The sequence below is a fragment of the Actinokineospora alba genome (assembly GCF_004362515.1).
Lineage (GTDB): Bacteria > Actinomycetota > Actinomycetes > Mycobacteriales > Pseudonocardiaceae > Actinokineospora > Actinokineospora alba.
Map to the genome: position 1 here is coordinate 5,877,529 of NZ_SNXU01000001.1, position 26,436 is coordinate 5,903,964.

The 26,436-nt window shown below is 70.3% G+C and carries 26 protein-coding genes and 1 pseudogene; 22 read left to right on the forward strand and 5 right to left on the reverse strand.

The annotated features are described in order from the left end of the window. The first annotated feature begins 106 nt into the window (after positions 1–106). The 11 genes from C8E96_RS26835 to C8E96_RS26885 are packed head-to-tail and all read left to right on the forward strand — an operon-like array spanning position 107 to position 11,467. Complete coding sequence (locus C8E96_RS26835; RefSeq protein WP_091369811.1) at positions 107–916, forward strand: MlaE family ABC transporter permease; 810 nt, start codon at positions 107–109, stop codon at positions 914–916. Then, positions 916–1,764 carry an MlaE family ABC transporter permease gene (locus C8E96_RS26840; RefSeq protein ID WP_091369812.1) on the forward strand — a complete coding sequence of 283 codons (849 nt, stop codon included), beginning with the start codon at positions 916–918 and terminating at the stop codon, positions 1,762–1,764. The genes C8E96_RS26835 and C8E96_RS26840 overlap by 1 nt, the downstream gene beginning before the upstream one ends. After that, positions 1,764–2,999 (forward strand): MCE family protein, encoded by a 1,236-nt coding sequence (locus C8E96_RS26845; protein WP_091369814.1) that lies wholly within the window; start codon positions 1,764–1,766, stop codon positions 2,997–2,999. Before C8E96_RS26840 ends, C8E96_RS26845 begins: the two co-directional genes overlap by 1 nt. 2 nt (positions 3,000–3,001) lie before the next feature. Beyond that, entirely contained in the window at positions 3,002–3,997 is a 996-nt protein-coding gene (locus C8E96_RS26850) for an MCE family protein (RefSeq protein ID WP_228769663.1), read from the forward strand. Continuing rightward, the gene (locus C8E96_RS26855) at positions 3,994–4,977 is read left to right on the forward strand and encodes an MCE family protein (protein ID WP_228769642.1); all 984 of its coding nucleotides are present in this window, start codon (positions 3,994–3,996) and stop codon (positions 4,975–4,977) included. Before C8E96_RS26850 ends, C8E96_RS26855 begins: the two co-directional genes overlap by 4 nt. Then, entirely contained in the window at positions 4,974–6,041 is a 1,068-nt protein-coding gene (locus C8E96_RS26860; RefSeq protein ID WP_133794811.1) for an MCE family protein, read from the forward strand. The genes C8E96_RS26855 and C8E96_RS26860 overlap by 4 nt, the downstream gene beginning before the upstream one ends. Continuing rightward, positions 6,041–7,054, forward strand: coding sequence for an MCE family protein (locus C8E96_RS26865; protein ID WP_091369823.1), 1,014 nt, complete (start codon positions 6,041–6,043; stop codon positions 7,052–7,054). Before C8E96_RS26860 ends, C8E96_RS26865 begins: the two co-directional genes overlap by 1 nt. Continuing rightward, the gene (locus C8E96_RS26870) at positions 7,051–8,250 is read left to right on the forward strand and encodes an MlaD family protein (protein WP_091369825.1); all 1,200 of its coding nucleotides are present in this window, start codon (positions 7,051–7,053) and stop codon (positions 8,248–8,250) included. Before C8E96_RS26865 ends, C8E96_RS26870 begins: the two co-directional genes overlap by 4 nt. Then, positions 8,250–8,801 (forward strand): VirB8/TrbF family protein, encoded by a 552-nt coding sequence (locus C8E96_RS26875; RefSeq protein ID WP_091369827.1) that lies wholly within the window; start codon positions 8,250–8,252, stop codon positions 8,799–8,801. Before C8E96_RS26870 ends, C8E96_RS26875 begins: the two co-directional genes overlap by 1 nt. A gap of 42 nt (positions 8,802–8,843) precedes the next feature. Further along, positions 8,844–9,818 carry a TIGR03885 family FMN-dependent LLM class oxidoreductase gene (locus C8E96_RS26880; RefSeq protein ID WP_091369829.1) on the forward strand — a complete coding sequence of 325 codons (975 nt, stop codon included), beginning with the start codon at positions 8,844–8,846 and terminating at the stop codon, positions 9,816–9,818. Next, positions 9,809–11,467 (forward strand): alpha-amylase family protein, encoded by a 1,659-nt coding sequence (locus C8E96_RS26885; protein ID WP_091369830.1) that lies wholly within the window; start codon positions 9,809–9,811, stop codon positions 11,465–11,467. The genes C8E96_RS26880 and C8E96_RS26885 overlap by 10 nt, the downstream gene beginning before the upstream one ends. Before the next feature lie 3 nt (positions 11,468–11,470). Here C8E96_RS26885 and C8E96_RS26890 read toward each other — a convergent pair whose 3' ends face one another. After that, complete coding sequence (locus C8E96_RS26890; protein ID WP_176926711.1) at positions 11,471–11,989, reverse strand: MarR family winged helix-turn-helix transcriptional regulator; 519 nt, start codon at positions 11,987–11,989, stop codon at positions 11,471–11,473. Between the two features lie 84 nt (positions 11,990–12,073). Between C8E96_RS26890 and C8E96_RS26895 the strand changes: the two genes are divergently transcribed. Beyond that, a complete protein-coding gene (locus C8E96_RS26895) occupies positions 12,074–14,209 on the forward strand; it encodes an MMPL family transporter (RefSeq protein ID WP_091370200.1) in 2,136 nt (711 codons plus the stop codon). Here C8E96_RS26895 and C8E96_RS26900 read toward each other — a convergent pair. Then, complete coding sequence (locus tag C8E96_RS26900; RefSeq protein ID WP_091369833.1) at positions 14,157–14,639, reverse strand: hypothetical protein; 483 nt, start codon at positions 14,637–14,639, stop codon at positions 14,157–14,159. The two genes, C8E96_RS26895 and C8E96_RS26900, sit on opposite strands and share 53 nt — an antisense overlap. A 126-nt stretch (positions 14,640–14,765) precedes the next feature. Between C8E96_RS26900 and C8E96_RS26905 the strand changes: the two genes are divergently transcribed. The 8 genes and pseudogenes from C8E96_RS26905 (at position 14,766) to C8E96_RS34240 (ending at position 21,337) form a co-directional block, all read left to right on the forward strand. After that, positions 14,766–14,996: a hypothetical protein gene (locus C8E96_RS26905; protein ID WP_133794813.1), complete on the forward strand. Its 231-nt coding sequence runs from the start codon at positions 14,766–14,768 to the stop codon at positions 14,994–14,996. Positions 14,997–15,054: 58 nt separating this feature from the next. After that, a complete protein-coding gene (locus C8E96_RS26910) occupies positions 15,055–15,516 on the forward strand; it encodes a hypothetical protein (RefSeq protein ID WP_091369837.1) in 462 nt (153 codons plus the stop codon). A gap of 13 nt (positions 15,517–15,529) precedes the next feature. Beyond that, positions 15,530–15,985, forward strand: a complete 456-nt coding sequence (locus C8E96_RS26915; RefSeq protein ID WP_091369839.1) for a DUF4383 domain-containing protein — start codon at positions 15,530–15,532, stop codon at positions 15,983–15,985. 100 nt (positions 15,986–16,085) lie between these two features. Continuing rightward, on the forward strand, positions 16,086–17,480 hold the full coding sequence (locus C8E96_RS26920) for a S8 family serine peptidase (protein ID WP_091369841.1): 1,395 nt from the start codon (positions 16,086–16,088) through the stop codon (positions 17,478–17,480). Between the two features lie 125 nt (positions 17,481–17,605). Then, a complete protein-coding gene (locus tag C8E96_RS26925; RefSeq protein WP_091369843.1) occupies positions 17,606–18,538 on the forward strand; it encodes a DUF2157 domain-containing protein in 933 nt (310 codons plus the stop codon). A gap of 135 nt (positions 18,539–18,673) precedes the next feature. After that, positions 18,674–19,456 (forward strand): S1 family peptidase, encoded by a 783-nt coding sequence (locus C8E96_RS26930; RefSeq protein WP_091369845.1) that lies wholly within the window; start codon positions 18,674–18,676, stop codon positions 19,454–19,456. Positions 19,457–19,739: 283 nt separating this feature from the next. After that, positions 19,740–20,725 (forward strand): annotated as a pseudogene (locus C8E96_RS34235) (SulP family inorganic anion transporter); the annotation flags it as partial. A 264-nt stretch (positions 20,726–20,989) separates the two neighbouring features. Further along, the gene (locus tag C8E96_RS34240; RefSeq protein ID WP_228769664.1) at positions 20,990–21,337 is read left to right on the forward strand and encodes a sodium-independent anion transporter; all 348 of its coding nucleotides are present in this window, start codon (positions 20,990–20,992) and stop codon (positions 21,335–21,337) included. Here C8E96_RS34240 and C8E96_RS26940 read toward each other — a convergent pair. Beyond that, entirely contained in the window at positions 21,334–22,824 is a 1,491-nt protein-coding gene (locus C8E96_RS26940; RefSeq protein WP_091369846.1) for a flavin-containing monooxygenase, read from the reverse strand. The genes C8E96_RS34240 and C8E96_RS26940 overlap by 4 nt on opposite strands. Before the next feature lie 101 nt (positions 22,825–22,925). Between C8E96_RS26940 and C8E96_RS26945 the strand changes: the two genes are divergently transcribed. Continuing rightward, positions 22,926–24,146: a PucR family transcriptional regulator gene (locus C8E96_RS26945; RefSeq protein WP_091370202.1), complete on the forward strand. Its 1,221-nt coding sequence runs from the start codon at positions 22,926–22,928 to the stop codon at positions 24,144–24,146. Here the strand turns inward: C8E96_RS26945 and C8E96_RS34430 are convergent. Next, positions 24,143–24,274 (reverse strand): hypothetical protein, encoded by a 132-nt coding sequence (locus C8E96_RS34430; RefSeq protein ID WP_267463817.1) that lies wholly within the window; start codon positions 24,272–24,274, stop codon positions 24,143–24,145. The two genes, C8E96_RS26945 and C8E96_RS34430, sit on opposite strands and share 4 nt — an antisense overlap. 140 nt (positions 24,275–24,414) lie before the next feature. Continuing rightward, positions 24,415–25,155, reverse strand: coding sequence for a DUF2382 domain-containing protein (locus tag C8E96_RS26950; protein ID WP_091369848.1), 741 nt, complete (start codon positions 25,153–25,155; stop codon positions 24,415–24,417). Positions 25,156–25,468: 313 nt separating this feature from the next. On the opposite strand from C8E96_RS26950, the gene C8E96_RS26955 reads away from it, so the two are divergent. Next, positions 25,469–26,356 carry a pentapeptide repeat-containing protein gene (locus tag C8E96_RS26955; protein ID WP_091369850.1) on the forward strand — a complete coding sequence of 296 codons (888 nt, stop codon included), beginning with the start codon at positions 25,469–25,471 and terminating at the stop codon, positions 26,354–26,356. The last annotated feature ends 80 nt before the right edge of the window (positions 26,357–26,436 follow it).

A 26,436-nucleotide genomic window follows, 5' to 3' on the forward strand; every position in this document is an offset into this window, starting at 1 on the left:
TCACCTCCGACGACTCATGGGCATAACTCCATAACGACTGTTCCGTAACCAACGATACGTAACGCTCGTTGTGACTTGATACGCATCGGCGAAGGAGGCTCAGCGAGTGCTCTTGGAGACACCGCCGTCCCGCGGGCCCGTGGCCGACGCGGCCCTGCAGATCGGGCACATGCTCGACTTCGCGGTCCTCACCCTGCTCGCCGGCCTTCAATCCCTGCGCTACCGGCGGTTCCCCTGGCGTGAGTGCGTGCACCAGATGTGGTTCCTGGCCACCGTCACCACGCTGCCCGCCGTGCTCGTCACCGTCCCGCTCGGGGTGATGGTCGCGGTGAACATCGGGTCGCTGGCGGGCCAGCTCGGCGCCCAGGGTTACGGCGGCGCGGTGGTCGCGTTCGTCATCGTCGGCCAAGCGGCGCCGCTGATCTGCGCGCTGATGATCTCCGGGGTGGGCGGCTCGGCGATCTGCGCCGACCTCGGTTCCCGCAAGATCCGCGAGGAGACCGACGCACTCGAAGTCATGGGTGTGTCCACAGTGGAGAGACTCGCGGTGCCCAGGGTCGTCGCCGCGACCGTCGTCACCGTCCTGCTCAACGGGGTGGTGATGGCCGTCGGGATCGGCGTGAGCTTCGCCTTCCAGGTCATCGCGCTGAACAACTCCCCCGGCAGCTTCCTCGGCGCTCTCACCGAGTTCTCCCGCCTGTCGGACTTCCTGGTCGCCGAGATCAAGGCCGCCGCGTTCGCCGTCTGCGCCGCCATCGTGGCCTGCTACAAGGGCCTCACGGTCAAAGGCGGACCCAGCGGGGTCGGCGACGCGGTCAACGAGGCGGTCGTGCTCGCGTTCGTGCTGGTGTTCATCGTCAACGTGGTGGTCACCGAGCTCTACACGGTGATCGTCCCGGCCCGGGGGGCGTACTGATGGCGGGAACCGTGGTCCGGCGCAGCAGCAGGCTGGCCCAGCCAGTCACCGGCGGCCTGATCAGGCTCGGCATCCAGGTCAGCTTCTACGTCTACGCCTTGGCGGCCGTCCCGCGCGCGGTCACCCACTACTGGCGGCACGTGGTCAAACTGGTCGCCGAGGTGAGCTTCGGCCGGGCGTCGCTGCTCGCGGGCGGCGGCACCATCGGCGTGGTCTTCGCGATGTCGTTCGTCTCCGCCACCCAACTCGGCCTGGAGGGCTACCGCGGCCTCGACCTGATCGGCCTGACCCCGATGTCCGGCCTCATGACCGCGCTGGTCAACACCCGCGAGCTGGCACCACTCGTGGCCGGCATCGCGCTGGCGGCCAAGGTCGGCACCGGCTTCACCGCGCAGCTGGGCGCGATGCGGATCAGCGACGAGGTAGACGCGCTGGAGGTCATGGCGATCCCGTCGATGACGTTCCTGGTCAGCACCCGGATCGCGGCCGCGTTCATCGCGGTGATCCCGCTATACCTGATCGGCCTGTTCGCCTCCTACCTGGCGACCAACGTCGCCGTGGTGGCGATCAACGGGCAGTCCCAGGGCACCTACGACTTCTACTTCCACCTGATGCTCACCCCGGGCGACGTCCTCAAGTCGCTGCTCAAGGTCCTGATCTTCGCGGTGATCATCACCTTGGTGCACTGCTTCTACGGTTACACCGCGACCGGCGGCCCCGAGGGCGTCGGCCGCGCCGCGGGCGCCGCGCTGCGCACCAGCATCGTCACCCTGGCGGTCGCCGACATGCTGCTGTCCTTCACCTTCTGGGGCCTGCACCCGTCGCTGCCCGGTCTGGGGGTGCAGTGATGCCGGACCTCACCCGAGGCGGAGTCAGCCGGGTCAGCCTGCTGCTGCGCGGGATCGCGGGCGTGACCGCGCTCGCCGCCGTCTCCGTCCTCACCCTGATCAACAGCGCGGGCGGGTTCACCTCCGAACCGGAGATCACCGCCGTGCTGCCGGCGGCGAGCGGCCCGATCCAGGACAACGTGCCGGTGCAGTACCGGGGTGTCCCGATCGGCCGGGTCGTCGACATCCGCCCGGGAACCGACAGCGCGACCCTGACCCTGCGGATCAAGGACGGCCAACTCGACCGCATCCCCGATGGAGTCCAGGCCCGCCTGCTGCCGCGCACCCTGTTCGGCGACCAGTACCTCGATCTCTCCGTCCCGCAGGGCCAAGCGTCGGCGGGCACGCTGCGGGAGGGTGCGGCGCTGCGGCCGGACACCTCGGCGCAGACCGTGCAGCTGTATGTGGCCTACACCAAGCTCTACGACCTCATCACCGCCCTGGAGCCCGCGAAGATCCAGGTGGCGCTGGGCGCCATGGCCGACCTGCTGCGCGGGCGCGGCGCCGAGTACGGGCGGATGATCGATGACGCCGCCGCCCTGGTGAACGGTTCCCGACCGCTCGTCGACTCCCTCGGCGACAACCTCACCGATATCGCGGGCATCACCCGGCAGCTCGCCGCGAGCGCACCCGACCAGTTGGCCACCCTCGACAACGCCGTCGCGCTCTCCCGCACCGTGGTCGACAAGCAGCAGAACCTCGCCGCCCTGCTCGTCGGCGGCGGCCAGGTCGCCGACCAGGCGCAGCGGATGCTCACCGACAACTCCGGCCGCTTCATCGAGCTGGTGCGCACGACCGCGCCGGTGACGAAGGTGGTCGGTGGCCAACCAGAGCTGCTCGGCAAGATGCTCGACAGCACCAACGGCTTCCTCGAAGCCGCCAACCGCGGGTTCTCCACCGGGCGGCTCAAGATCCGGGTCGCGATCACCTTGGACCAGCCCTACCCGTACACGCCCGCCGACTGCCCGCGCTATCCCGGCCTGGCGGGCCCCAACTGCGGGCAGGCCGTGCCCAAGGCGTCGAGCGGGACCACCGGGCCGGTCGGGAGCCCCCAGGAGCAGCAGACCTTGCAGCAGCTACTCCTCTATCTGCCAACGGATACACCGCCGAGCGACACACTTCAGTCGGCCCAGCCGGACCTGTTCAGCCTGCTGCTCGGTCCGCTCGTGCGCGGGAGCCAGGTGATGATCCCGTGAAGATGACCGCGGTCTCGATCAAGCTCGCGCTCTACGTGGTGATCTCCGTCCTCGCGGGCGTCGTCGTGGTCAACACGCTGACCGACCCGATCGGGCACGCCACCGACGACTACCACGCCGTGTTCACCGACGCCGCCGGGCTGATCAACGGCAGCGACATCACGATCGCCGGGGTCCGGGTCGGCACCGTCAGCGGCGTGCGGCTGGAGAACGGACTGGCCACAGTGGACTTCGACCTGCGTGAGGACCAGCGGATCCCCGCCGACGCGCGCGCCGTGATCCGCTACGCCGACCTGCTCGGCGCCCGAGCCGTCGCGATCGTCCCAGGTCCGGGCGGCGCGGGCGACCTGCCGCCGGGCTCGACCATCCCGGTCGAACGGACCGCGCCCGCGCTGGACATGACCTCGCTGTTCAACGGGTTCAAGCCGCTGTTCAACGCGATCGACCCGAAGGAGGTCAACCAGCTCGCGGGCGAACTCGTCGCCGTGTTCCAAGGCGAGTCGGGCACCATCGCGAGCCTGCTGCGGCACGTGGTGTCGGTGACCGCCACGATCAACAGCAAGGACCAGGTGATCGGCCAGGTGCTCGACAACCTCACCGCGGTGCTCAGCACGATCAACAGCCACCGCGACGACCTCAAAGCCCTCCTCGACGGGCTGGCCACGCTCACCGACAACGTCGCCGCGAGCCGGGAGCAGATCGCCGCGGCACTCGACTCGGGCGCCCAGCTGGCGGGCACCCTCTCGGATCTCCTCGGTGACCTCACGCCGACCCTGACCCGCGACGTGCGCTCGGTCGACGCCCTCGCGCAGACGCTGCTGCGCAACTCCGACGGCATCGACGCGGTCCTCGCGGCCACGCCCGGGTTCTTCGCCGACCTGAACCGGGCGGGCGATTACGGCTCCTGGATCAACATCTACATCTGCAACCTCAGCGTCACCCTCGCGAGCACCCCGACCGATCTCGGCGTCGGCCCGCACTCGGCGGTGTGCCGATGAGACACCGCAACCCGATGGTCACCGGCGCGCTCGCGGGCGCGGTCCTGTTCGCGTTCGTCGCCGCGGCGGTGATCGCGCCGAAGCTGGTGTTCCTGGCCCGCACCAACGACTACACCGCCGAGTTCGCCAACGCGGCCGGACTCACCGCGCACGACCAGGTCTACGTCGCCGGAGTGCCGTCCGGCCGGGTGACCGAGGTGAGCCTGGCGGGCGACCGGGTCCACGTGAAGTTCCGGCTCGACAACGACCAGCCGCTCGGCGAGAGCTCGAGCGCATCGATCAAGCTGCTCACGATCCTGGGCACCCGGTACCTCAGCGTGCAGCCCGCGGGCAGCGGCGAGCTCGACGAGGACACGGTCATCCCGCTGGCGCGCACGTCGGTGCCCTACAGCCTCGACGAACTCGCCGGAGCCGCCACCGGCACGGTCGAGCAACTCGACCTGGCCGCGCTGCAGAAGATGGTCCACACGATGCGCGAGGTCATCCCGCAGGATCCGGCGCTGGTGAACAACGCGCTGACCGGGGTCGCCGCCGCCTCGGACCTGATCGCCCGCCGCGACAAGCAGTTCGACCAGTTGCTGGAGGCGACCAAAACCGTCACCAGCGACCTCCTCGGCCAGCGCGACACCCTGATCTCCCTCGTCGGCGACGCCACGGCGGTGGCGCAGATGCTGGACTCGCGGCGGGCGGTGATCCGGCAGCTGATCGCCGACGTCGGGTCGCTGTCCGAGCAGCTGCGGAAGTTCCTCGCCGACAACGCCGAAGTCCTCGGCCCGCTGCTGAACCGCCTGCACGAGCTGGTGACCGCGATGTCGGCCAACGAGAAAGCCCTGTCGGACACGCTGACCCAGCTCGCCCCGACCAGCCGCTACCTGGCCAACGCCACCGGCAACGGGCCGTGGGCCGACGTCGTTGGACCGGCCGGACCACTGCCGGACAACCTGCTCTGCCTGTCCGGACTCATCCAGGGGTGCCGATGAAGAGCCGACTGGCCGCCGCGCTGACCGGGGTGTGCGTGTTCACGCTGCTGGCCGCGGGCGCGTGGTACACGTTCAAACCCGGTGCGGTGCTTCGGGTCTCGGCCGACTTCACCGCCGCCGACCAGGTGTACCCCGGCAACCGGGTGGCGATCCTGGGCGTGCCGGTGGGCACGGTCGAGTCGGTCACGCCAGTGGGGTCGGTGGTGCGGGTGACGATGACCCTGCCCGGTGACACGCGGATCCCCGACAGCGCACAGGCCTACATCATGAGCCCGCAGATAGTCAGCGACCGGTTCGTCGAGCTGAGCCCGCCGTACCGGACCGGCGGCGAACTGCGCGACGGCGCGGTGATCCCGGTGGAGCGCACCCACGCGCCGATCAAGTGGGACCAGCTGGTGGGGGCGATGGACACCCTCGCCACGGCCCTGGGGCCCAACGGCGCCAACAAGAACGGCGACCTGACCGCGCTGCTGCACTCCGCGGCGGTCACCGCGAAAGACAACGGACCCGCCCTGCGCGACGCGGTCGTGAAGATCAGCCAGGCGACCAGCCTGCTCGCGGGCGACACCGGCGACCTGGGCGCTGTGTTGGGCAACGTCGACAAGCTCGTGCAGGTAGTGGCCGACCACCGGACAGAGATCGCCACCCTGACCCAGGTCGTCGGCAGGCTCGGGACGGATCTCACGACCGAGCGGGACGGGATCTCGAAGACGATCGGCGACCTGTCGGCCGTCCTGTCCGAAGTGGACAAACTGGTCCGCGCGCACGGCGGCGCGTTGAGCGAGGACCTGACGAACCTGGCCAACCTCACCGGAACGCTCGCCGCGCACCAGCAGAACCTGGCCGAGACCCTCGACGTGCTGCCGCTGGCGATGGGCAACACCGCGCGGGCGGTGTCACCGGACGAACGGCTGCGCCTGCGGATGGACATGTCCACCAACCTCAGCCAGTTCCCCGCCTCGGCCGCGCTGTGCCAACGGCTGCCGGTGCCGCTGTGCTCCGGCCCGGGACTGGTCAACCCGATCCCGCTGCCGCCTTCGGGCCTACCCCTCGGCGGTGGCTGATGCGACGCCTGTTGCTCGCTGTGCTGACCGTGTCGCTGCTGAGCGGCTGCGGCCTGAGCATGCAGAACCTGCCGATCGGCCGCTCCCCCGACGGCCCGACGTACCACGTGACCGCGGTGTTCGCCGACGCCTCGAACGTGCCGATCGGCGGCATGGTCAAGATCGGCCAGGCCACAGTGGGCCGGGTGTCGAGCATCGACACCCGCGACTTCCAGGCGGTGGTCGGCTTGGAGATCACCGCCGACACCGTCCTCTCCCCCGGCACGACCGCGCAGCTGCAACTCACCTCCGCGCTCGGCGAGGAATTCGTCGACCTGCGGCCACCCGCGACGCCCGCGCCGGGCGAGCCGCTGCGCGACGGCTCCGTCATCCCGCTGTCGGCGACCTCGCGCGGCCCGGACGTGGAGAACATGCTGGCCGCGGTCGGCGGGCTGCTCAACGGCAGCGGCCTCGACCACGTCCGCACGATCGTGACCGAGCTGAACACCATGCTCGGCGGGCGTGAGGACGAGGTCCGCGACCTGCTGCACCAGCTCGACGGTGTGCTGGCCTCCCTCGACAGCCACGGCACCCAGATCGCGGGCCTGATCGACTCGATGAACACCCTGGCCGCCGACACCGCCGCCCAGCGGCCGCTGCTGGAGGCCGCGCTCACCGATATCACGCCCGCCCTGCAGGTGTTGATCTCCCAGCGCGACCAGTTCACCGGCCTGCTCACCAAGGTGACCGCGCTGAGCACGTCGGCGAACGGCATCCTCGGGGAGACCGGTCAGGCGTTCACCACCCAGCTCAAGCAGCTGCGGCCGGTGCTCGACTCGCTCAGCGCGTTCGACAAACGACTGGAGCCCACCCTCGCCCAGCTCACCAAGTTCGGCGGCCTGCTCGACCGGGCGGTCCCCGGCGACTACCTCAAGGTCGACATGACGCTCGACGTGCCGAACTCGATCCTGCAGCTGATCCAGTCGACCGGCGGGCTGCCGCTGCCCGTCCCGCTGGGAGGTGGGGTCCGGTGAACCGCACGGTCGTCGTCCAGCTCGTCCTGTTCGCCGTCATGGGGCTCGCCGCCGGGCTCTACGTCGTGGACAACGTGCTCGGGCCGCAGGCGTTCGGCACCCCGATGAAGGTGACCGTCCGCCTGCCCGACGCGGCGGGCCTGGCCCGCGAGTCCCAGGTGACCTACCGCGGTGTCGACGCGGGCACGGTCAGCTCGGTCGACATCGACCCCGACGGCAAAGGCGTCACCCTCGAACTGACGCTCGACCCTGGCCTGCGGATTCCCGTCGACACCCAGGCCGTGATCAGCATGGACACGCCGGTCGCCATCCAGCACGTCGACTTGCGGCCCACCCATGACCGACCGCCGTACCTGACCGAGGGCAGCGTGATCGAGGCCAAGGACACGGCGGTGCCGCTGCCGCTGAACACGCTGCTCGTGCACTTCATGGAACTCGCCGACAGCGTCGACCCGGAGGACCTGCGGGTGCTCACCGACGCCCTGGCCACCGGCCTCAACGGGACGGGCCCGCAGCTGCGGCAGATCATGACCAACACGCAGACCCTGATGGACGCGCTGCGCGCCAACGAGCCGGTCCTGGTCAACCTGCTCACCAACGCCGACTCGGTGCTCGGCGCCGCCGACGGGCTGCCGAAGCTGGCCGCGGACATGCGCAGGCTCACCGACCAGGTGCGGGCGCAGGACCCGGCGATCCGCTCGATCCTCGACACCGCCCCCGGCTTCACCGCGACCCTGGCGCCGCTGATGGCGAACAACCAGCAGGGCGCGGCGGCATTACTGGGGAACCTGCTGACGACCAGCCAGATCGTCAGCGTGCGGATTCCCGCGCTGAAGGAGACGATGGTCGCCCTGCCCAGGGCGCTCGACGCGCTGGCCAGCACCGCGCACGGCGACACCGTCGACATGTACCTCGTCGGCGCGCAGGGGCCGGTGTGCTTCAACGACACCGACCGCCGGACACCGACCGACACCTCGCCACGCGACCCGCAGCTGGGCTGGCACTGCCAACCTGGTCCCGGGCTGTCGCAGCGCGGGGCGATGAACGCGCCGCGGCCGGTGGCGACGTACGACCCCGCGACCGGGCAGGGCCGCACGCCGTCCGGTGAGCGGTTCTCCGTGGGCGCGGGCGGTGGCCAGGCTGAAGTGCTCGGACCCCGTTCGTGGCAATCACTCTTCTTGCAGGGAGTCAGCTGATGACGACACCGACCGACGAGGACGTCGACACCACAGAGTCCACTGTGGAACCAGAGGAGTCCATTGAGGACACCCGACGACCGCGCGCGCTGACGATCGTGCTCGCGCTGGTAATCGTCGTGCTCCTGGCGCTGTCAGGGTTCCTGGGGTGGAAGTTCCTTGAGCGGCGCCAGGCGGACTCAGCCCGGGCCGCCGCCGTCGACGCGGGCACCCGCTACGCCACCGACTTGGCCAGCTACGACTTCACCAACCTGGCGGGCAACTTCACCACCGTCACCGCCAACTCGACGGAGAAGTTCGCCCAGCAGTACAAGCAGGTCAGCGACAACCTCACGCAGCTGATCGTGCAGATGAAGGCGACGTCGAAGGGGTCGGTGACCCAGCTCGGCGTGGTCGAGTCGGACGCGGACAGCGCCGTGCTGATCCTGTTCCTGGACCAGGCCATCACGAACACAAACTCGCCGCAGCCCCGCGTCGACCGCAACCGGATGCGGCTGAGCCTGGTCCAGAGCGGCGACCGCTGGCTGATCGACGACGTGCAGTTGCTCTGAACGCCGGGCTTTAAAACCGCCCGCCTGGGTATTGCTGAGGGCATGACTGTCTTCGGCTTCCATGCTTCGCATGAACAGGTCCACCCACGGGCGCTGCTCGACGCCGCGGTGAAGGCCGAGCGGGCCGGGTTCCACGCGGCGATGTGCTCGGACCACTTCTCGCCGTGGAGCGCGCGGCAGGGCCATTCCGGTTTCGCCTGGTCGTGGCTGGGCGCGGCGCTGCAGGCCACGACCCTGCCGTTCGGCGTGGTGAACGCGCCCGGGCAGCGGTATCACCCGGCGATCGTGGCGCAGGCGGTCGGGACGCTGGGGGCGATGTTCCCCGACCGGTTCTGGGTGGCCTTGGGTTCCGGGGAGGCCAGCAACGAGCACATCACCGGCGAGAAGTGGCCGCGCAAGGACGCCCGCAACGCGCGGCTGCGCGAGTGCGTCGACGTCATCCGGGCGCTGCTGGCGGGCGACGAGGTCAGCCACGACGGGCTGGTGACGGTGGACCGGGCCCGCCTGTGGACGCTGCCGGAGACGCCGCCACCGCTGATCGGGGCCGCGGTGAGCGTGGAGACCGCCCGGTGGTGCGCGGAGTGGGCGGACGGGCTGATCACCGTCGGCGGCCCGGTGGAGCACCTGCGGCGCATGGTCGGCACCTACCGCGACGCGGGCGGGCGCGGCAAGCTGGCGCTGCAGGTCCACCTGTCCTGGGCGCGCGACGAGGAGACCGCACGGCACCTCGCGCACGACCAGTGGCGCAGCAATGTGTTCGGGCCGCCGATGGCGTGGGACCTGGAGCTGGCCGAACACTTCGACGCGGCGGCGAAGCACGTCAGCGCGGACGACGTGGCCAAGGTCGTCCACGTCTCCGCCGACCTGGGCAGGCATGCCGAGTGGCTGCGGTCCTACGTGGACCTGGGGTTCGACGAGATCTATCTGCACCACGTCGGACAGCACCAGGACGACTTCATCGCCGCGTTCGGCGAGTCGGTGCTGCCGGAGCTGGCGGAGGTGGGGTCGTGGAGCTGACCCGGACCGCCGACCTGTGGTGGAAGACCGCGATCGTGTACTGCCTGGATGTGGAGACGTTCTTCGACAGCAATGGCGACGGGCATGGCGACTTCCGCGGCCTGGCGCAGAAGATCGACTACCTGGACCGGCTGGGCGTCACGTGCGTGTGGCTGATGCCGTTCTACCCCTCCCCCGACCGCGACGACGGCTACGACATCACCGACTTCTACAACGTCGACCCGCGGCTGGGCACGCTCGGCGACTTCGTCGAGTTCCTGCGCACCGCGCGTGACCGGGGAATCCGGGTGATCGCCGACCTGGTCGTCAACCACACCTCCGACCAGCACCCGTGGTTCCAGAGCGCCCGAGAAGGCCCCGATTCGCCGTACCACGACTGGTATGTGTGGCAGGACAAGCCGCCCGCGGGCGCGGAGAAGGGCATCGTCTTCCCCGACAAGGAGACGAGCCTGTGGACCTACGACCGCAAGGCGAAGCAGTACTACCTGCACCGGTTCTACAAGCACCAGCCCGACCTCGACGTGGCCAACCCGGCGGTGCGCGACGAGATCGCCCGGGTGATGGGCTTCTGGCTGGAGCTGGGCCTGTCGGGGTTCCGGGTCGACGGGGTGCCGTTCCTGCTCGACACCGCGGGCAGCGACGCCGCGAAAGACCTGCCCGACCCGCACGAGTACCTGGCCGACCTGCGCGCGTTCCTGGGCCGCAGGCGCGGCGACGCGGTGATGCTCGGCGAGGTGAACCTGCCGTACAAGGAGACGATGAAGTTCTTCGGCGACGGTGGCGGGGTGGCCGACGAGCTGACGATGTGCTTCGACTTCATCGGCATGCAGAAGATGTACCTGTCGCTGGCCCGCGGCGACGCCGGGCCGCTGGCGTCGGCCCTGCGCAAACGCCCACTCCCCCCGCGCGACGGGCACTGGGCGACGTTCGTGCGCAACCACGACGAGCTGACGTTGGACAAGCTGACCGAGTCCGAACGACAGGAGGTGTTCGACGCGTTCGGCCCGGACAAGGACATGCAGCTCTACGGCCGCGGCCTGCGCAGGCGGCTGCCGTCGATGGTCGACGGGGACGAGCGGCGGGTGCGGATGGTCTACAGCCTGCTGTACTCGCTTCCCGGGTGCCCGGTTCTGTTCTACGGCGAGGAAATCGGCATGGCCGAGGACCTGCGCGCCGAGGGGCGGCTCGCGGTCCGCACGCCGATGCAGTGGAGTCCCGGTCGCAACGGCGGCTTCTCCACGGCGGATCCGTCGGAGTTGCCGGGCCCGATTCCCGAGGGCCGGTTCGGCCCGGAGCACGTCAGCGTCAGCGCGCAGGAGGGTGACCAGGACTCGCTGCACTCGTGGATCAGGCTCCTCATCGACCGGTACCGGGAGTCCCCGGAACTGGCGTGGGGCCGCTACGAGGTGCTCGACACCGGCGAGCCGTCCGTCCTGGCCCACCGCTGCGACATCGACGGGACCGTGGTCGTGCTGCACAACCTGGCCGACCGCGCGGTGTCCCCGGAGATCACCCTGGACGACGTGGACGACTCACACCTGCTGGTCGACCTGCTCCACAGCGGGGAGCTCCCGGTGTCGGAGAAGGGGGTGGCGACGGTCAACCTGGAACCGTACGGGTGCCGCTGGCTGCGGGTCACCGATCGGTGAGTGTCAGTCCTGCTCGGGCGTGGTCAACCGCTCCCGGACCCGAACGGTGGCCTCGATGCTCAACGCGAGGAACCGCTCGATGACCTGGCGCTCCGGCTGCCCGAACTCGGCCCACGCCCGACCCATCTCCGCTCCGAGCGGGGCGAAGAAGGCCCGGCCCACATCCAAGGCACGGTCGTTGACCCGCAGTTCGACCCGGCGGCGGTCGGCGGTGCCGCGTTCGCGGCGGATGTGGCCCGCGGCCTCGAGGCGGTCGAGCAGCGCGGTCACCGCGGACGCGCTCAGGTGCAGCGATCCGGCGAGGTCACCCGGGCTCAGGGAACGGCCCGCGTGGTCGGCGTGCATGATCACGGCAAGCGCGTTGAGGTCGGTTCGGTGGATGCCCCGGGTCTCGCCGAACATCTCCGCGAACCGGTCGGACTCCACCACGAGCTGTCGCAGCCCCGTGACCAGCGCCTGGTCGGTGACCTCGGCGTCCACCCCCGGTCCGATGTCCACTGATCCACCTTCCGGCTTGCCCATCGAGCGAACCCACCTTACTCTTTCGACCATCGAAACATTCGACGGTCGAATCATTTGTTCCGGCGACACCCGAGGGTAGTGAGTGTGAGCACCACGTCCGGCACCGCGCGACCCAAGACGGCGCGGTGGCTGCTTCCCGCCTTGCTCATCGTCGGCTGGTTGGTGGTCGGCGCCGTTGGCGGGCCCTTCGCGGGCAAGCTGAGCCAGGTCGCCGAGCAGGACAGCACCACGTTTCTGCCGCGCTCGGCCGAGGCCACCCGGGTGGACGAGCTGCAGCGCGCGTTCGCGGGCAGTCGAGCGGTGCCCGCGATCCTTGTCGCCGAGCGGCCGTCCGGGATCACCGCCGAGGACGACCGTTACCTCGCCGACCGGCTCGCGGCGGTCGGCGACGTCGACGGCGTCGACCAGGCGACCCCGAGGTGGCTGCCCGCGCCCGACTCCCCCGCCGCCCGACAGGCGGTCATCTCCGTCGACGCGGGCGTCGACCCCGGCGAGGCCATCGGCGAAGTCCGGGACCGCCTCGAGGCGAACCGGCCGGCGGGACTCACGCTGCTGGTGACCGGGCCCGCCGCGCAGGCCGCCGACCTGGGCGAGGCGTTCGCCGGGATCGACGGCCTGCTCCTGCTGGTCGCGGGTGCCGTCGTCGTCCTCATTCTCATCGTCGTCTACCGCAGCCCGATCCTGCCGCTGGTGGTGCTCATGTCGGCGGTGTTCGCCCTGGGCCTCGCCAGTCTCGCGGTGTACCTGCTCGCGAAGAACGACGTGCTCGATCTCAACGGGCAGAGCCAAGGCATCCTGTTCATCCTCGTGTTCGGCGCCGCGACCGACTACGCCCTGCTGCTGGTGTCGCGGTTCCGCGAGGAACTCCGCGACACCGACGACCGCCATCGCGCGATCCGGACGTCCCTGCGCTCCACGATCGAGCCGATCGCGGCTTCCGCGGGCACGGTGATCCTGGGCGTGCTGTGTCTGCTGTTCAGCGACCTCAACTCCAACCGCGGCCTCGGCCCGGTCGCCGCGATCGGCATCGGCGCAGCCTTCCTCACCACCACGACGTTTCTGCCCGCGGTTCTGGTGGTGTTCGGCCGGACCGCGTTCTGGCCGCGGCGGCCCACGCTCGGATCACCCCACCCGGAGACCTCGGGCTTGTGGGGCCGCGTGTCCGGTTGGGTCGGCCGGGCCCCGCGCGCCATCTGGGTCGTCACCACCTTGGTGCTCCTGGTCGGCGCCGCGTTCCTGCCGCAACTGCGGGCGAGCGGGACAGCGCAGTCGGACGTCTTCCTCACCGACGTCGACTCGGCCGCGGGGCAGCAGGTGGTCTCACGCTACTTCCCGGGCGGCACCGGCGCGCCGACCGTCGTGATCGCCAGGGCGGACCGAGCCGACGAGGTGCTGGCCGAGTCTCGGGTCGACGGTGTCTCGACCGCGACGGTGACCATGGCGGACGGCAGGCCCAAGGTCGTCGACGGCCGGGTCAAGATCGATGTCGTGCTCGCGGACCCCGCGGACTCCGACGCGGCGATCGACACCGTCACCCGCGTTCGTGCGGCCGTGCACGCGGTCCCCGGCGCCGACGCGCTCGTGGGCGGGCCGACCGCGAGCCAACTCGACACCAGGGCGACCTCCGAACGGGACCGGGCGGTGATCATCCCGATCGTCCTGATCGTGATCTTCGCGGTCCTCGCGCTGCTGCTGCGGTCGCTGCTGGCGCCCGCGCTGCTGATCGCCACCGTGGTGCTGTCCTTCGCCGCGACGATGGGCGTGTCGGCATTGGTGTTCAACGGAATCCTGGGCTTTCCCGGCGCGGACCCCGTGGTGCCGCTGTTCGGGTTCGTGTTCCTGGTCGCCCTGGGGATCGACTACAACATCTTCCTCATGACCCGGGTCCGCGAGGAGACACGCGCGCTCGGCACCCGGGAAGGCACGCTGCGCGGTCTGTCCCTGACCGGCGGGGTGATCACGTCGGCGGGTGTCGTCCTCGCCGCCACCTTCGCCGCGCTCGCGGTGATCCCGATCCTGTTCCTCGCCCAGCTCGCCTTCATCGTCGCGTTCGGGGTACTGGTGGACACCCTGATCGTGCGGTCGCTGCTCGTCCCCGCCCTGGTGGTCGACCTCGGCCGGATCGTGTGGTGGCCCTCGCGGCTCGACAAGTCCCGATCGGACTGGATCAAGCCAGGAGAAACGCCTCACGGCCCGCGCGTTCGCGGAACGGCTCGATGACGGCGACCTGCTGCCCCGCCCGGTCGATCAACGCGTCGAAGTCCACGTCCGGCAGGCGTTCGGCCAGGCCCGCGAGGTCGCGCAGGGTCGCCCAGAGCTGCTTCTTGCCCTCGATCCCCATCACCAGGAACTCGAGTTCCTCGAACCGGCTCAGCGGCGAGTACCGCCAGAGCCGCCCGTTCGGCTTTAGTCTGCCCAGTCGCTCCGCGCCGAAGACCAGAGCGGACTTGACCAGGTTGCGGCGGACGCCGAGGCGGCGCATCAGCACCTCGAAGGTCGCGACGTCCTCGGTGATCCCGGTGGCCACCGTCTCCAGCGCGGCACCCAGCGGCGTGTCGCGATTGGCGGCGCGCGACCGCTTCGCCAACTCGCGCCAGCCGACACCCAAGGCGAGCTGGTCGTTGAGGTAGATACTCAGGAAGGTCTCCATGGGCCGCCGGGTACCCACGATCGGGGCAGGCCAAGCGGGCAACGATTACTTCGCGCCACCAGGGGGAACCTCACAGGCAAGGACGGCTGTGCGCCGCCGTGACCGGTGAGCCGAAGAGGAAATACCGTGCGCCCAAAGGGAAGCGAGACCTCACGCACCCGCATGCGGGACACCGTGCGCGCGGGTCTCGTCGCCGCCTACGTGGTGCTCGGGCTGCACGGCCTGATCTTGTTGACCGGCCCCGACTTCCTGGTCGCCGGTCCGCAGCTGACCTCCGAGCAGTGCCTGACCGTGGCCGGTCTCTACCTCCTCCAGCGGCTCTTCACCCGCAAGGAGCCCGAGGACGACGAGTCATGATTCGGCCGCCCCGATCTGGGTAATCCCCGGTAAACGCCCAGACCCGGAGGTAGGAGCGATGGCCGCCACGCTGGTCGTGCTGGACCCGGCCGACACCGCCGCCCACGGCGATCTCCCGGCGACGTGGCGCCCGTTCGCCGAAACCCATCACGTCCTGTGGTGCGCGACCGCCCGCGACGGCCTCCGCAACGCCGTGACCAGGGCGTTGGCCGAGGTCGACGGCCCAGTCGACCTGCTGGCCGCGGGCATCGCCGCCGACCCGGCGCTCGAAGTGGCCGCCGAGTCACCGGAGCGTGTCGGCCGCGTCCTGCTGGTCGACCCGGGCGCCGACGCGGACGTGGCGCCCGGGTCACCCGCCGAGGAGGCGAGCGACGAGTGGATGCGGTCCCGCTCGGGCAGGCGCCAGGCGCCGGCCGCGGCCGGGGTGGACGACTACGCCGACCCCGACGACTTCGCCGAAGCGGTGGGCGTCGACCCCACCGCGGACGAGGTGGACGACTACCGGAGTCGGATCGAATGAAGGGAGCGGGTCGATGAGCACCACCGCGCGGCGCTGGGGCCGAAGTCCTCGGGTATGGGGCGCGCGAACGTTCTGCGCCCTGCTCGGGTTGGTCTACCTCGTCATCGGGATTCTCGGTCTCATCGAGACCGGCGGCGAGGCCTTCGAGGGGACGGAGTCGGTCGCCGGACTGGGCGGGACGACCCTGCTGAACATCATCCACACCGCCGCGGGCGCGCTGGCCCTGGCCGCGGCGCTCCATTCGAGGACGACCCGGCTCTTCGGGTTCATCGGCTTGGTCTTCTTCCTCGGCCTGAGCGTGTACTCGGTCGTCGCGCTGATCGGGGACGCCGAGGACGATCCCCTGGGGATCTCCGTGCCGTCGACCGTCTTGCACTTCGTGGCGGTCCTGGTGTGCGTCGCGCTGATGGTGTTCACCGTCGGTGCGCGCGAGTCGGTCGCCGAGCGGGAAAGCGCTACCAGTACATAACGACCCTTCCGAATGTGTCCGCCGTCACATACCGTGCGCGACAGGTGGGCGTGAAGGCACTAGACCGGGCTCACCCCGGTCGACCGGGAGGTCATTTCCGATGAGGAAACGCTACGTGGCGGCAGTGGCCGCGCTGGGTCTGACCGTCGGTGGGCTGGTCGCCGTCCCCGCGGTGGCTGGTGGCGCGCCGAACGGCAAGCAGCCCGCGGCCGCGGCGAACAAGCAGGTGGCGGACCAGTTCATCGTCACGTTCGCCGACACGGTGAGTGAGCGCAAGGTCAGCCACAAGGACGTCACGCACCAGCGCGAGCTGGCGACCGGCGGCGTCGTGGTCCGGGCCAACCGCGCACTCGACGCGGCGGGGTCGCAGCGGCTGATGGGCGAGCTGCGCAGGCAGGCGGGCGTGGTCGAGGTGGAAGCAGACCTTTTGGTCACCGCCCAAGCCGCGCCGAACGACGCCCTCTACGGCCAGCAGTGGGACCTGTTCGAGCCGGTCGGCGGCATGAACGTCGAAGCGGCGTGGAACACCGCCGACGGCGCGGGCGTGACCGTCGCGGTGATCGACACCGGCATCGTGTCGCACTCCGACCTCAACGGGAACGTCCTGCCCGGGTACGACTTCATCAGCTACCCCTCGGTCTCCCGCGACGGCGACGGCCGCGACGCCAACCCGAACGACGAGGGCGACTGGTACGACGCCGGTGAGTGCGGCGGCGCCCCGTCGCCCGCGGCCTCCAGCTGGCACGGCACGCACGTGGCCGGGACGATCGCGGCGCTGACCAACAACTCCGCGGGCATCGCGGGCATCGCGGGCGCGGCCAAGATCGTCCCGCTGCGCGTGCTCGGCAAGTGCGGCGGCTACACCTCCGACATCGCCGACGCCATCGCGTGGGCCGCGGGCGGCCGCGTCCCGCGGATCCCGAGCAACCCGAACCCGGCCAAGGTCATCAACATGAGCCTCGGCGGTGCCAGCCCGCGGTGCAGCGGCACGTACCAGAAGGCGATCAACACCGCGGTCAAGGCGGGCACCACCGTCGTGGTCGCGGCAGGCAACGCCAACTCCGACGTCGCCGGGTTCACCCCGGCCAACTGCAACAACGTGGTCGCCGTCGCCGCGAGCGACCGCGGCGCCGAACGCTCCTTCTACTCCAACTTCGGCGCCAAGATCGACGTCACCGCCCCCGGCGGCGAGGTCCGACTGGCGACGGACCCGCCGGGCACCCGCACCACGCCGGAGAACGGCATCCTGTCGACCCTGAACACGGGAACCACAGTCCAGGGCGCCGAGTCGTACAAGACCTACATGGGCACCAGCATGGCCGCCCCGCACGTCGCGGGCCTGGTGGCGCTGATGCTCGGGGAGGTCTCGATGACCCCGGCCCAGGTGGAGGCGGCGCTCATCGCCAACACCCGCCCACTCGTGGCCTGCCCGGGCGGCTGCGGTGCCGGGTTGGTGGACGCGGGCGCAACGATCGCGGCGATCACCGCGCCTTAGGCGGTATCGGGCCCGCGTTGGCGCACCCTCGGGCCAGTCCCGGGGGTGCGTCTTCGCGTCGATGCCCGGTTCCGCGGCTGAATGGGCGCTCATGCCCCACTCTGGTGACAACCGAGGAGGCAGCCATGGCCACATCGCTTACCCCCGAACAGGACTCCGCCTTGGCCAAGCTCGTCGCCGACGGGGTGCTCACCGCGCCGCAGGGGGACGCCGTGCGGGCCGCGTTGGCCGTGGACGCGGGAGTGCCGCGGCGGGTGGCGGAGGTGCTCGGGTATCTCGGCGGCGGGCTCGTGCTGGCCGGGGCCGCGTTGTTGATCGGGACGTCCTGGGAGGAGTTGAGTCGGGGCGCTCGGATCGCGGTGCTATTGGTGTCGGCGGCGGTCTTACTGGCCGCAGGGATCCTGATCGCGGGTGGAACGAGGGCGTTGCCGCCGCGCGTGGGGTCGGCGCGGACGCGGGTCGCCGGGGTGTTGTTCGCGTTGGCCGCCGTGGTGGGTGGGATCACCGCCGCGACGATCGCCACCAGCCATGAGGGGCTGTGGGCGACCTCGACCATGCTGGTGCTCGCCGGCTGCGGCTACCTGGCCCTGCCGTCGCTCGCGTGTCTCGCCGTCGCGGCCGCGGGCAGTGTCGCGGTCGTGTGGCAGGTCGTGGTGGAGGTGCTCGACGCCGACGCTCCCTGGCTCGCGGGGGCGCTGATCGTGGTCGGGGTCCTCTGGGGCGCGCTGACGGCGGCAAACGCGGTGCGGCCGGGTTGGGCCGGGTTCACCGTCGCCGCGGTGATCGCCCTGATCGGCGCGCAGGTGCCGCTCGCGTCCTCCGAGTGGACTGTGTGGGGATACCTGCTGACCGCCGGGGTCGCGGTCGCCGGGTTCGTGGCCTACCGGCTGACCCGGTCGCCGGTGCTGCTCGCGGCCGGGGTCGTCGGGTTCACCCTCGCGGTGCCCGAGGCGATCTGGGACTGGACCGGCGGCTCCGTGGGCGGCGCCGCGATCGTGCTCATCGCCGGGGCCGTCCTGCTGGCGCTGGGCGGGCTGAGCCTGCGACTACGCCACTAACTGACTACTTTGCGTGCCTTCCGTGCAACAAATGGCAACTGGTGACAGATCCGCGCAGGTATGCAAGACCGTTCGCAGTGCTTAGGTTTCCCTACGTCACCGAATCGAGGGCTTCGGTGACGGAAGGAGCACCAAATGAGGGCACGCACCCTGCTCGTGGGCCTGGTCGCCGCCGCGGCGACCGCGCTCGCCGCGCCGATCGCGAGCGCCGCGCCGGAAGACGGTCCGGTCTCGCCGATGATCGTCGGCGGCGGAAACGCCACCCAGACCTACAGCTTCATGGCGTCCATGCAGAGCACCACCGGCTCGCACGTCTGCGGCGCCTCCCTGATCAAGGCCGACTGGGCTGTCACCGCCGCGCACTGCGTGGTGGGCCGCACCCCGGGCAACACGCAGCTGCGCGTGGGCACCACGGACCGCACCAGCGGCGGCACCGTGGTCGGCGTCAGCCGCATCATCATCCACCCGAACTACCGCACCACCGGGGACATCGCGCTGCTGCAGCTGAGCAGCGCGGTCTCGCAGACCCCGATCCGCATCGCGGCCACCTCCGGCGCGGTGGGCACCAGCACCCGCATCATCGGCTGGGGCCAGACCTGCCCGATCCGCGGCGGCTGCGGCGCGCCGGTGATCCTGCAGGAGCTCAACACCTCCATCGTCGCGGACAACCAGTGCAAGGGCGGGCGCATCGACGGCCCGACCGAGATCTGCACCGACAACCCGAACGACAACGCGGGCGCCTGCTACGGCGACTCCGGCGGCCCGCAGATCAAGGCCGTCAACGGCACGTGGGAGCTCATCGGGGCGACCAGCCGCGCCGGTGGCCGCACCAGCACGTGCGCCGTCGACCCGTCGATCTACTCCGACGTGCCCGCCTACCGGACCTGGATCACGGGGTACACGGGCGCGCTCTCCTAGGTGACACCTGGAAACAGGCCCTTCCGGCAGCGGAAGGGCCTGTTTTCGTTGCTGGGCAAGCATGGGCAGGTCCGGGGCATCCTGACTACGCTGAACAGAACCGACGGCGGCTCCGGTGTGGACACCCGCATCGCGGCGATCGGAGGACACCGTGGGCACCTCGCGATCCTCCTTCAATCCGCTCACCCCCGGTATCAGCGCGCTGCGCGGGTACCGCCGGGGCTGGCTGCGCGGTGACATGGTCGCCGGGATCACGGTCGCGGCGTACTTGATCCCCCAGGTCATGGCCTACGCCGAGGTCGCCGGGCTGGCGCCGGTGACGGGCCTGTGGGCGATCATGGCCTCCCTGCTCGTCTACACCGTGTTCGGCACGTCACGGCAGCTCTCGGTCGGCCCGGAATCGTCGACCGCGCTGATGACCGCCGTCGCGATCGCACCGCTGGCCGCGGGCGACCCCGGCCGCTACGCCGTGCTGGCCACCGCGCTCGCCCTGCTGGTCGGCACCCTGTGCGTGCTCGGCTGGCTGGGCAGGCTGGGCTTCCTCGCCGACCTGCTCTCCCGCCCGGTGCTGGTCGGCTACATGGCGGGCATCGCGGTCCTCATGATCGTCGGCCAGCTCGGCAAACTCGGCCGGGTCTCGGTGTCAGGCGAGTCGATCCTGGCCCAGCTGTGGTCCTTCGCCGACCAGCTCGACCGGATCCACCCGCCGACGCTGCTGCTGGCCGCCGGTGTGCTGGTGTTCCTCCTGGTGGTCGGGCGAACCCTGCCACGGCTGCCGGTGCCGCTGATCGGCGTGTTGCTGGCCACCGCCGTGACCGCCGTGTTCTCCCTGCGCGACCGCGGAGTCAAGGTGATCGGCGAGGTCCCGGCGGGGTTCCCGACCCCAGGTTTCCCGACGTGTCCGGGGCCGACCTGACCGCCCTGCTGCTGCCCGCGATCGGGGTGGCGATCGTCGGCTACTCCGACAACGTGCTCACCGCGCGCTCGTTCGCCACCCGCAACGGCTACCGGGTCGACGCCAACGCCGAGCTGCTCGCGCTGGGCACGTCGAACCTCGCCGCCGGGATGGTCAGCGGGTTCCCGGTCAGCAGCAGCGCCAGCCGCACCTCCATCGGCGACGCGCTCGGCAGCCGCACCCAGCTGCACTCGCTGGTCGCGGTGGTCGCGGTGGTGCTCACCCTGGTGGCGGGCAGGCCGGTGCTCGCCATGTTCCCCGCCGCCGCGCTGGGCGCCCTCGTGGTCTACGCCGCCGTGCGGCTCGTCGAGCTCGCCGAGTTCCGCCGGATCGCCCGCTTCCGCCGCAGTGAACTGGTCCTGGCGGTTGCCACCACCGCCGCCGTATTGCTACTTGGTGTCCTCTATGGGGTGCTGGCCGCGATCGCACTGTCCATTTTGGATCTGTTGCGCCGGGTGGCCCGGCCGCACGACGGCATCCTCGGCTACGTCCCCGGTGTCGCCGGGATGCACGACATCGACGACTACCCGGACGCCACGCGGGTGCTCGGCCTGGTCGTCTACCGCTACGACGCGCCGATGTTCTTCGCCAACGCCGACGACTTCCGACACCGTGCGCTCGCCGCCGTCGACGACTCCCCCACCCCCGTGGAGTGGTTCCTGCTCAACGCCGAGGCCAACGTCGACGTCGACCTGACCGCCGTCGACGCCATCGAGGACCTGCGTGCCGAGCTGGCGCGGCGCGGCATCGTGTTCGCCATGGCCCGGGTCAAGCAGGAGCTGCGCGAGGACCTCGACCGGGCCGGGCTGATCGCCCGGATCGGGACGGATCGCGTCCCCACCCTGCCGACCGCCGTGAACGCCTACCGCGTCGCCTACACCGAGCGACACGGGACTCCCCCACCCGGCACCGGACCGGCCGGCTAGCCGACCGCGGAAACCGGCGCGCGGACGGTGGCGCTGGAGAAGTGCAGGTGCTCGTCGGCGACGGCGCCGTGGCGCACCTGCTTGCGGTCCTCGTGGTAGTCCATCGCCATCAGCCACGGGGCCGCGGGACCTTGCTTGGGCAGCCCGGCCAGGGCGCGCTGGACGTAGCCCGCGCCGAAGTCGAGGAGCGGGCGGGTCGGCAGATCGGGGTCGGCGATCGCCCACACCGCGTCGTGGCCGTTGTCGTCGAGGTGGCGCAGCAGGCGGCAGAAGTACTCGCAGAGCAGGCCGATCTTGAGCGTCCACGACGAGTTCGTGTAGCCGATGGCGATGGCGAAGTTCGGCACCCCGCTGAGCATCATGCCGCGGTAGACGACCGTGTCCGGATAGGACACCGGCCTGCCGTCGACGGTGAGGTCGATGCCGCCGAAGAGCTGGACGTTCAGCCCGGTCGCGGTGACGATGATGTCCGCCTCGACCTCCTGGCCGCTCTCCAGCCGGATCCCGGTCTCGGTGAAGGTCTCGATGCGACCGGTGACCACCGACGCCGCCCCCGTGCGGATCGCACGGAACAGGTCGCCGTTGGGGACCGCGCACAGGCGCTGGTCCCACGGGTCGTACGGCGGGTTGAAGTGCTCGTCGACCGGGAAGCCCTCGGGCAGGAGTTTGACGTTGAGGTACCGGATGGCCTTGCGGGCCACACCCGGGAAGCGTTGGCAGAAACGCCAGATGGCCCGCGACTGGGCGATGTTCTTGCGCCGGGTCAGCGCGTACCCGCGTTCGGCGCCGAACACCCTGGTGAGCAGGGAGGCGACCTTGTCCTCCTTGGGCACCGGCACGATGTAGCTCGGTGTCCGCTGCAGCATGGTCACGTGGCCCGCGGTGTCCGCCATCGCGGGCACCAGGGTCACCGCGGTGGCGCCGCTGCCGATGACCACGACCCGCTTGCCGGTGTAGTCGAGGTCCTCGGGCCAGTGCTGGGGGTGCACGATCCGCCCGGCGAAGCGATCCCGTCCGTCGAAGTGCGGCGTGAAGCCCTCGTCGTAGTTGTAGTAGCCGCCCGCGGAGAAGATCCAGCCCGCTGAGAGCCGGAGACGCTCCCCCGTGTCGGTGCGTTCGACGTCGACGAGCCAGCGAGCGTCCTCAGTGGACCAGGCGGCGGCGAGAACTTTGTGGTGGTAACGGATGCGGCCGTCGAGGTCGTTCTCGGTCGCGGTCTCCCGCAGGTAGGCCAGGATGCGGTCCGCCGAGGCGATCGATTCCTTGTCCCGCCACGGCTTGAACTCGTAACCGAAGGTGTGCAGGTCGGAGTCCGAGCGGATGCCCGGGTACCGGAACAGGTCCCAGGTGCCGCCCGAGGCGGCCCGGGCCTCCAGGATGACCACGCTCTTCGACGGGTGCTCGGTGCGCAGGTAGCGACCCGCGCCGATGCCGGAGATACCCGCGCCGACGATCAGGACGTCGACGTGCTCAAGTGCGGTGGTCATGAACGGCTCCCTTGTGCGGCTGCCTCAAGAATCCCGGCTCGTCACCCGTTCGGGCCAGAACGATCTGCCTCACGTTCGGCCGATCGTGGTGCAATATGTTCATGAGCCAGCCGTGGCCGACGCCGTCACCCCGTGTGCGTGACCTGCTCCGACAGGGCGCGGAGATCGCGCTGAACCCGCGCGCGGAGTGGATCGAAGACCTGCACGCCGCCGCGCTGAGCGGCTCGCGAATGCGGGCAGTCGCGGAGGACCCGGTCCTGCGCGAGGGTGTCCGGCGGACGAATCTCGCCAACCTCCTGCACTGGGCGTCGGCCAACGCCCAGCACCCCGGCCGCCGGGTGGCGCCGTACATCGGTCCGGAGGCACTGGAGAACTCGCGCGACCTGGTGCGGCGCGGCCTGGACGCGGGCGCGCTCGACTCCTACCGGACCGGTCAGAACGCCGCGTGGCGGCGGTGGATGGAGATCTGCTTCGACCTCACCACCGACCCGGCGGAGCTCCACGAGCTGCTCGACGTGTCATCCCGATCGATCTCCGCTTTCCTCGACGACACGGTCGCCGCCATCTCCGAGCAAATGGACGCCGAACGCCACGAACTCGTCCGGGGCACCCACGCCGAGCGCCGCGCCGCCGTGGCGCTGCTGCTCGAAGGCGCCCCCATCACCCGCGCCCGAGCCGAGGCGCAGCTGGGCTACCCGCTCACGGGGAGCCACACGGCCGCGGTCGTGTGGACCAGCGAACACGCGAGCATGGACCAGCTCGAAAGCGCGGCGGAGCAGTTCGCGCGGACGAGCGAGGCGCCACGCAGGCTCACGGTCGTGGCCGGCGCGGGCACACTCTGGGTGTGGCTGCCCATAGCCCGCGCACCGCGGTCGGCCACGTATCTGGCGGCCTACCCCGAGATCAGGGTCGCCGCCGGCAGGCCCGGTCGCGACCTCGACGGGTTCCGCCGCAGCCACCTCGACGCGCTCACCACCCAGCGCATGCTCGCCCGCCTGACCTCACCACAGCAGTACGCGCGATACGAGGACGTCCAACTGGTCGCCCTGCTGACCGCCGACCCCGCCCAGGCCGACGAGTTTGTCACCGACACCCTCGGCGACCTCGAACACGCCGACCCGGAGATCCTCGACGTCGTCCGCGCCTACGTGCGGGAGCAGTGCAACACCTCCCGCACCGCCGAACGCCTTTACAGCCACCGCAACACCGTCATCCGCAGACTGGCCCGGGCCGACGAACTGCTGCCCCGGCCGCTGGCGGAGAACCTCGTGGCCGTCGCCGCCGCGTTGGATCTCCTCAAGTGGCGACAGGCCAAGGGCTAACCCGGCACCCGCCCGGCCAGAAACAGAACGCACGCGACCTCGAGCATGATCAAGCTTGGCGCGGGCTCACTGTCGATCTCCACGCGCCAGCGGTCTAACAACGCGAGAACGTCATCATCGCTGATCACGGGCGCCTCCTTGTGGAAGCTACGTCGACATTGATCAGTGCCTTGTTACCGGTTTCGCCTCACCGAAGGTCTGAAGTGGACAGCTGACGCACGCTTCGGCCCACCGGCGGTGCCGGTAGGCCGAAGCGACTGGGCTGGGGTCAGTTCTTCGGGCGTCCCCGACCGTCGGTGTCGGTCTCGATGCGCTCCTTGCGGACCTCGCCGCTCACGCGCTCGGTGCCGGTGACCTTCTCCTTCGACAGCCGGACACGTTCCACCGGCGTCGTCTCGGTGTCGACCACGGGCCGCTCGGCGCGCAGCGTCACCTCGTGCTCGTCTTCGGAGATCTCCGGGCCGGACAGCGCCGCCTCGCGGTTGGCGTCGGTGATGGGCTCACGCTCCACCCGGACTTCCTCGCGGGTCACGGGGACGTCGACCTGCTCGGTCTCGGTCACCACGTACTTGCGCAGGCGCGCGTGGCCGGTCTCCTGCGTCTCGGTGCCCACCCGCAGGTGTTCCTCCGACCGCGTCATGGCGTCAGCGGTCTTGGGACCGAACGTGTCACCCTTCGGCTGCCCGTCGGCCAGCCCGTAGTACCGGTGCAGCCGGTCCTCCTCGCCCGGATCGATACGCCCCTCATCGGGGTCGATCTGCGGTGCGTCCTTGACCTTCGCCTTCTCGAACGGCGTCTGCACCTTGTCACCGGCGGCCCGCAGACCACGCATCGGCAGGAAAGTCTCGTGTGTGCCGAACAGGCCGGTGTTCACGGTGACCCAGCTGGGGGTGCCGTCGCGCTCGTCGGTCCACAGCTGGCCGACCTTGCCGATCTTCTCCCCCTGCTGGTCGTACACGGTCTTGCCGGTCAGCTGATTCGCCAGTTCCCGCACGTTCGCGGTAGTCATCACTTCTCCTTTCCTTTGTGGGTGCGTAAGTGGCCTACCCGCTTCCCCGCGAACCCCAAACACCCGCAAGGCCACGCGCGTACTCCGGCCCGGTTCGACACCGGAGACGGTCTCATTCCGCGGAATAACGCTAAGGCCGCTTTGGGCGACAAGGGTTACATGGACGACGATCAAAAACCGGCCAGGTCATCCCGCCGCTGGGTGGCCGCTGTCATGGTGATCGCGGGTCTCGGCGCACTGGGCTGGGCACTGGCCCGCGACGGCCTGCTGCCGTCCCTGGCCTGGCTCACCCACTGGTGGCCCGCGGTGGTGAGTGTCCTGCTGCTCGTGGGCGCGGCCACGGTGTGGCACCGGGGACGCGCCGGGGAACCCGTCGGCCGGTCGCCGCGACTGGACGCAGACGATCACCGCCGTCACCGCGCTGGGCGCGTTGCTGTTCACCGCGCTGTCGCTGCAGGCGACCCGTGAGCAGATCGAGGTCTCCGAACAGGGCCAGATCACCGATCGCTACGCCAAAGCCGTCGAGTTGCTCGGCACGTCCGGCGCGGAGAACTTCCAGACCCGCCTGGGTGGGATCTACGCGCTGGAGCGGCTGGCGGCGGACTCGCCGCGCGATCAGCAGACCGTGGTCGAGGTGCTCAGTGCCTTCATCCGCGCCACCAGCCCGCGAACCGACCCGGCCAAACCCTGTCCGGACACACCTGCCGATGTCGAGGCCGCGTTCGTCGTGATCACCCGCCGTACCGTGGCGAACGATCCGAGACGGCCCGTGGCCGGTCTCAACGTTGCGAGCTCGGTCAACCTGCGGCACACCTGTCTCGCCGAGATGCGCGCCTTCAACGCCGACCTGAGTTCGATGTCGCTGGTCGGCGCGGATCTCAGCGGCTCCGAGCTGAACCGGGCGCACGGTGGGCTCATCTCCTTGACCGACGCGAAACTCACCGGCACGAACCTGAGCTCCGCCGACCTTTCGAACTTCGTATTCCTGACGAGGACGGACTTGTCCGGCGCACGGCTCGACCACGCGAAAATCGGCCCCACCATGCTGACCGACGTCAACCTGACCAACGCCGACCTGCGTGGTGCGGACCTCCGCTACTCGACGTTCACCAACGTGATCCTGACTGGCGCCCAACATGACAAGGGCACCAACACCGAAGGCGCCACGCACGACCCTCGCACCGTCGGCGCGTGGTGGTGATACCCGAACGGGCGTTCTCGCCACTGGACACTTGCCCCAGTGCCCCCGCGTGACCAAGATCGTGCCCGAGACCAGGTGAT

Coding starts and splice junctions, on each gene's coding strand:
- C8E96_RS26920 (WP_091369841.1), top strand. CDS start 16,086: ATGAGGAAACGCTACGTGGCGGCAGTGGCCGCGCTGGGTCTGACCGTC.
- C8E96_RS26910 (WP_091369837.1), top strand. CDS start 15,055: ATGGCCGCCACGCTGGTCGTGCTGGACCCGGCCGACACCGCCGCCCAC.
- C8E96_RS26950 (WP_091369848.1), bottom strand. CDS start 25,155: ATGACTACCGCGAACGTGCGGGAACTGGCGAATCAGCTGACCGGCAAG.
- C8E96_RS26925 (WP_091369843.1), top strand. CDS start 17,606: ATGGCCACATCGCTTACCCCCGAACAGGACTCCGCCTTGGCCAAGCTC.
- C8E96_RS34240 (WP_228769664.1), top strand. CDS start 20,990: ATGTTCTTCGCCAACGCCGACGACTTCCGACACCGTGCGCTCGCCGCC.
- C8E96_RS26845 (WP_091369814.1), top strand. CDS start 1,764: ATGCCGGACCTCACCCGAGGCGGAGTCAGCCGGGTCAGCCTGCTGCTG.
- C8E96_RS26860 (WP_133794811.1), top strand. CDS start 4,974: ATGAAGAGCCGACTGGCCGCCGCGCTGACCGGGGTGTGCGTGTTCACG.
- C8E96_RS26940 (WP_091369846.1), bottom strand. CDS start 22,824: ATGACCACCGCACTTGAGCACGTCGACGTCCTGATCGTCGGCGCGGGT.
- C8E96_RS26915 (WP_091369839.1), top strand. CDS start 15,530: ATGAGCACCACCGCGCGGCGCTGGGGCCGAAGTCCTCGGGTATGGGGC.
- C8E96_RS26900 (WP_091369833.1), bottom strand. CDS start 14,639: ATGGAGACCTTCCTGAGTATCTACCTCAACGACCAGCTCGCCTTGGGT.
- C8E96_RS26855 (WP_228769642.1), top strand. CDS start 3,994: ATGAGACACCGCAACCCGATGGTCACCGGCGCGCTCGCGGGCGCGGTC.
- C8E96_RS26945 (WP_091370202.1), top strand. CDS start 22,926: ATGAGCCAGCCGTGGCCGACGCCGTCACCCCGTGTGCGTGACCTGCTC.
- C8E96_RS26930 (WP_091369845.1), top strand. CDS start 18,674: ATGAGGGCACGCACCCTGCTCGTGGGCCTGGTCGCCGCCGCGGCGACC.
- C8E96_RS26875 (WP_091369827.1), top strand. CDS start 8,250: ATGACGACACCGACCGACGAGGACGTCGACACCACAGAGTCCACTGTG.
- C8E96_RS26840 (WP_091369812.1), top strand. CDS start 916: ATGGCGGGAACCGTGGTCCGGCGCAGCAGCAGGCTGGCCCAGCCAGTC.
- C8E96_RS26890 (WP_176926711.1), bottom strand. CDS start 11,989: ATGGGCAAGCCGGAAGGTGGATCAGTGGACATCGGACCGGGGGTGGAC.
- C8E96_RS26850 (WP_228769663.1), top strand. CDS start 3,002: ATGACCGCGGTCTCGATCAAGCTCGCGCTCTACGTGGTGATCTCCGTC.
- C8E96_RS26880 (WP_091369829.1), top strand. CDS start 8,844: ATGACTGTCTTCGGCTTCCATGCTTCGCATGAACAGGTCCACCCACGG.
- C8E96_RS26865 (WP_091369823.1), top strand. CDS start 6,041: ATGCGACGCCTGTTGCTCGCTGTGCTGACCGTGTCGCTGCTGAGCGGC.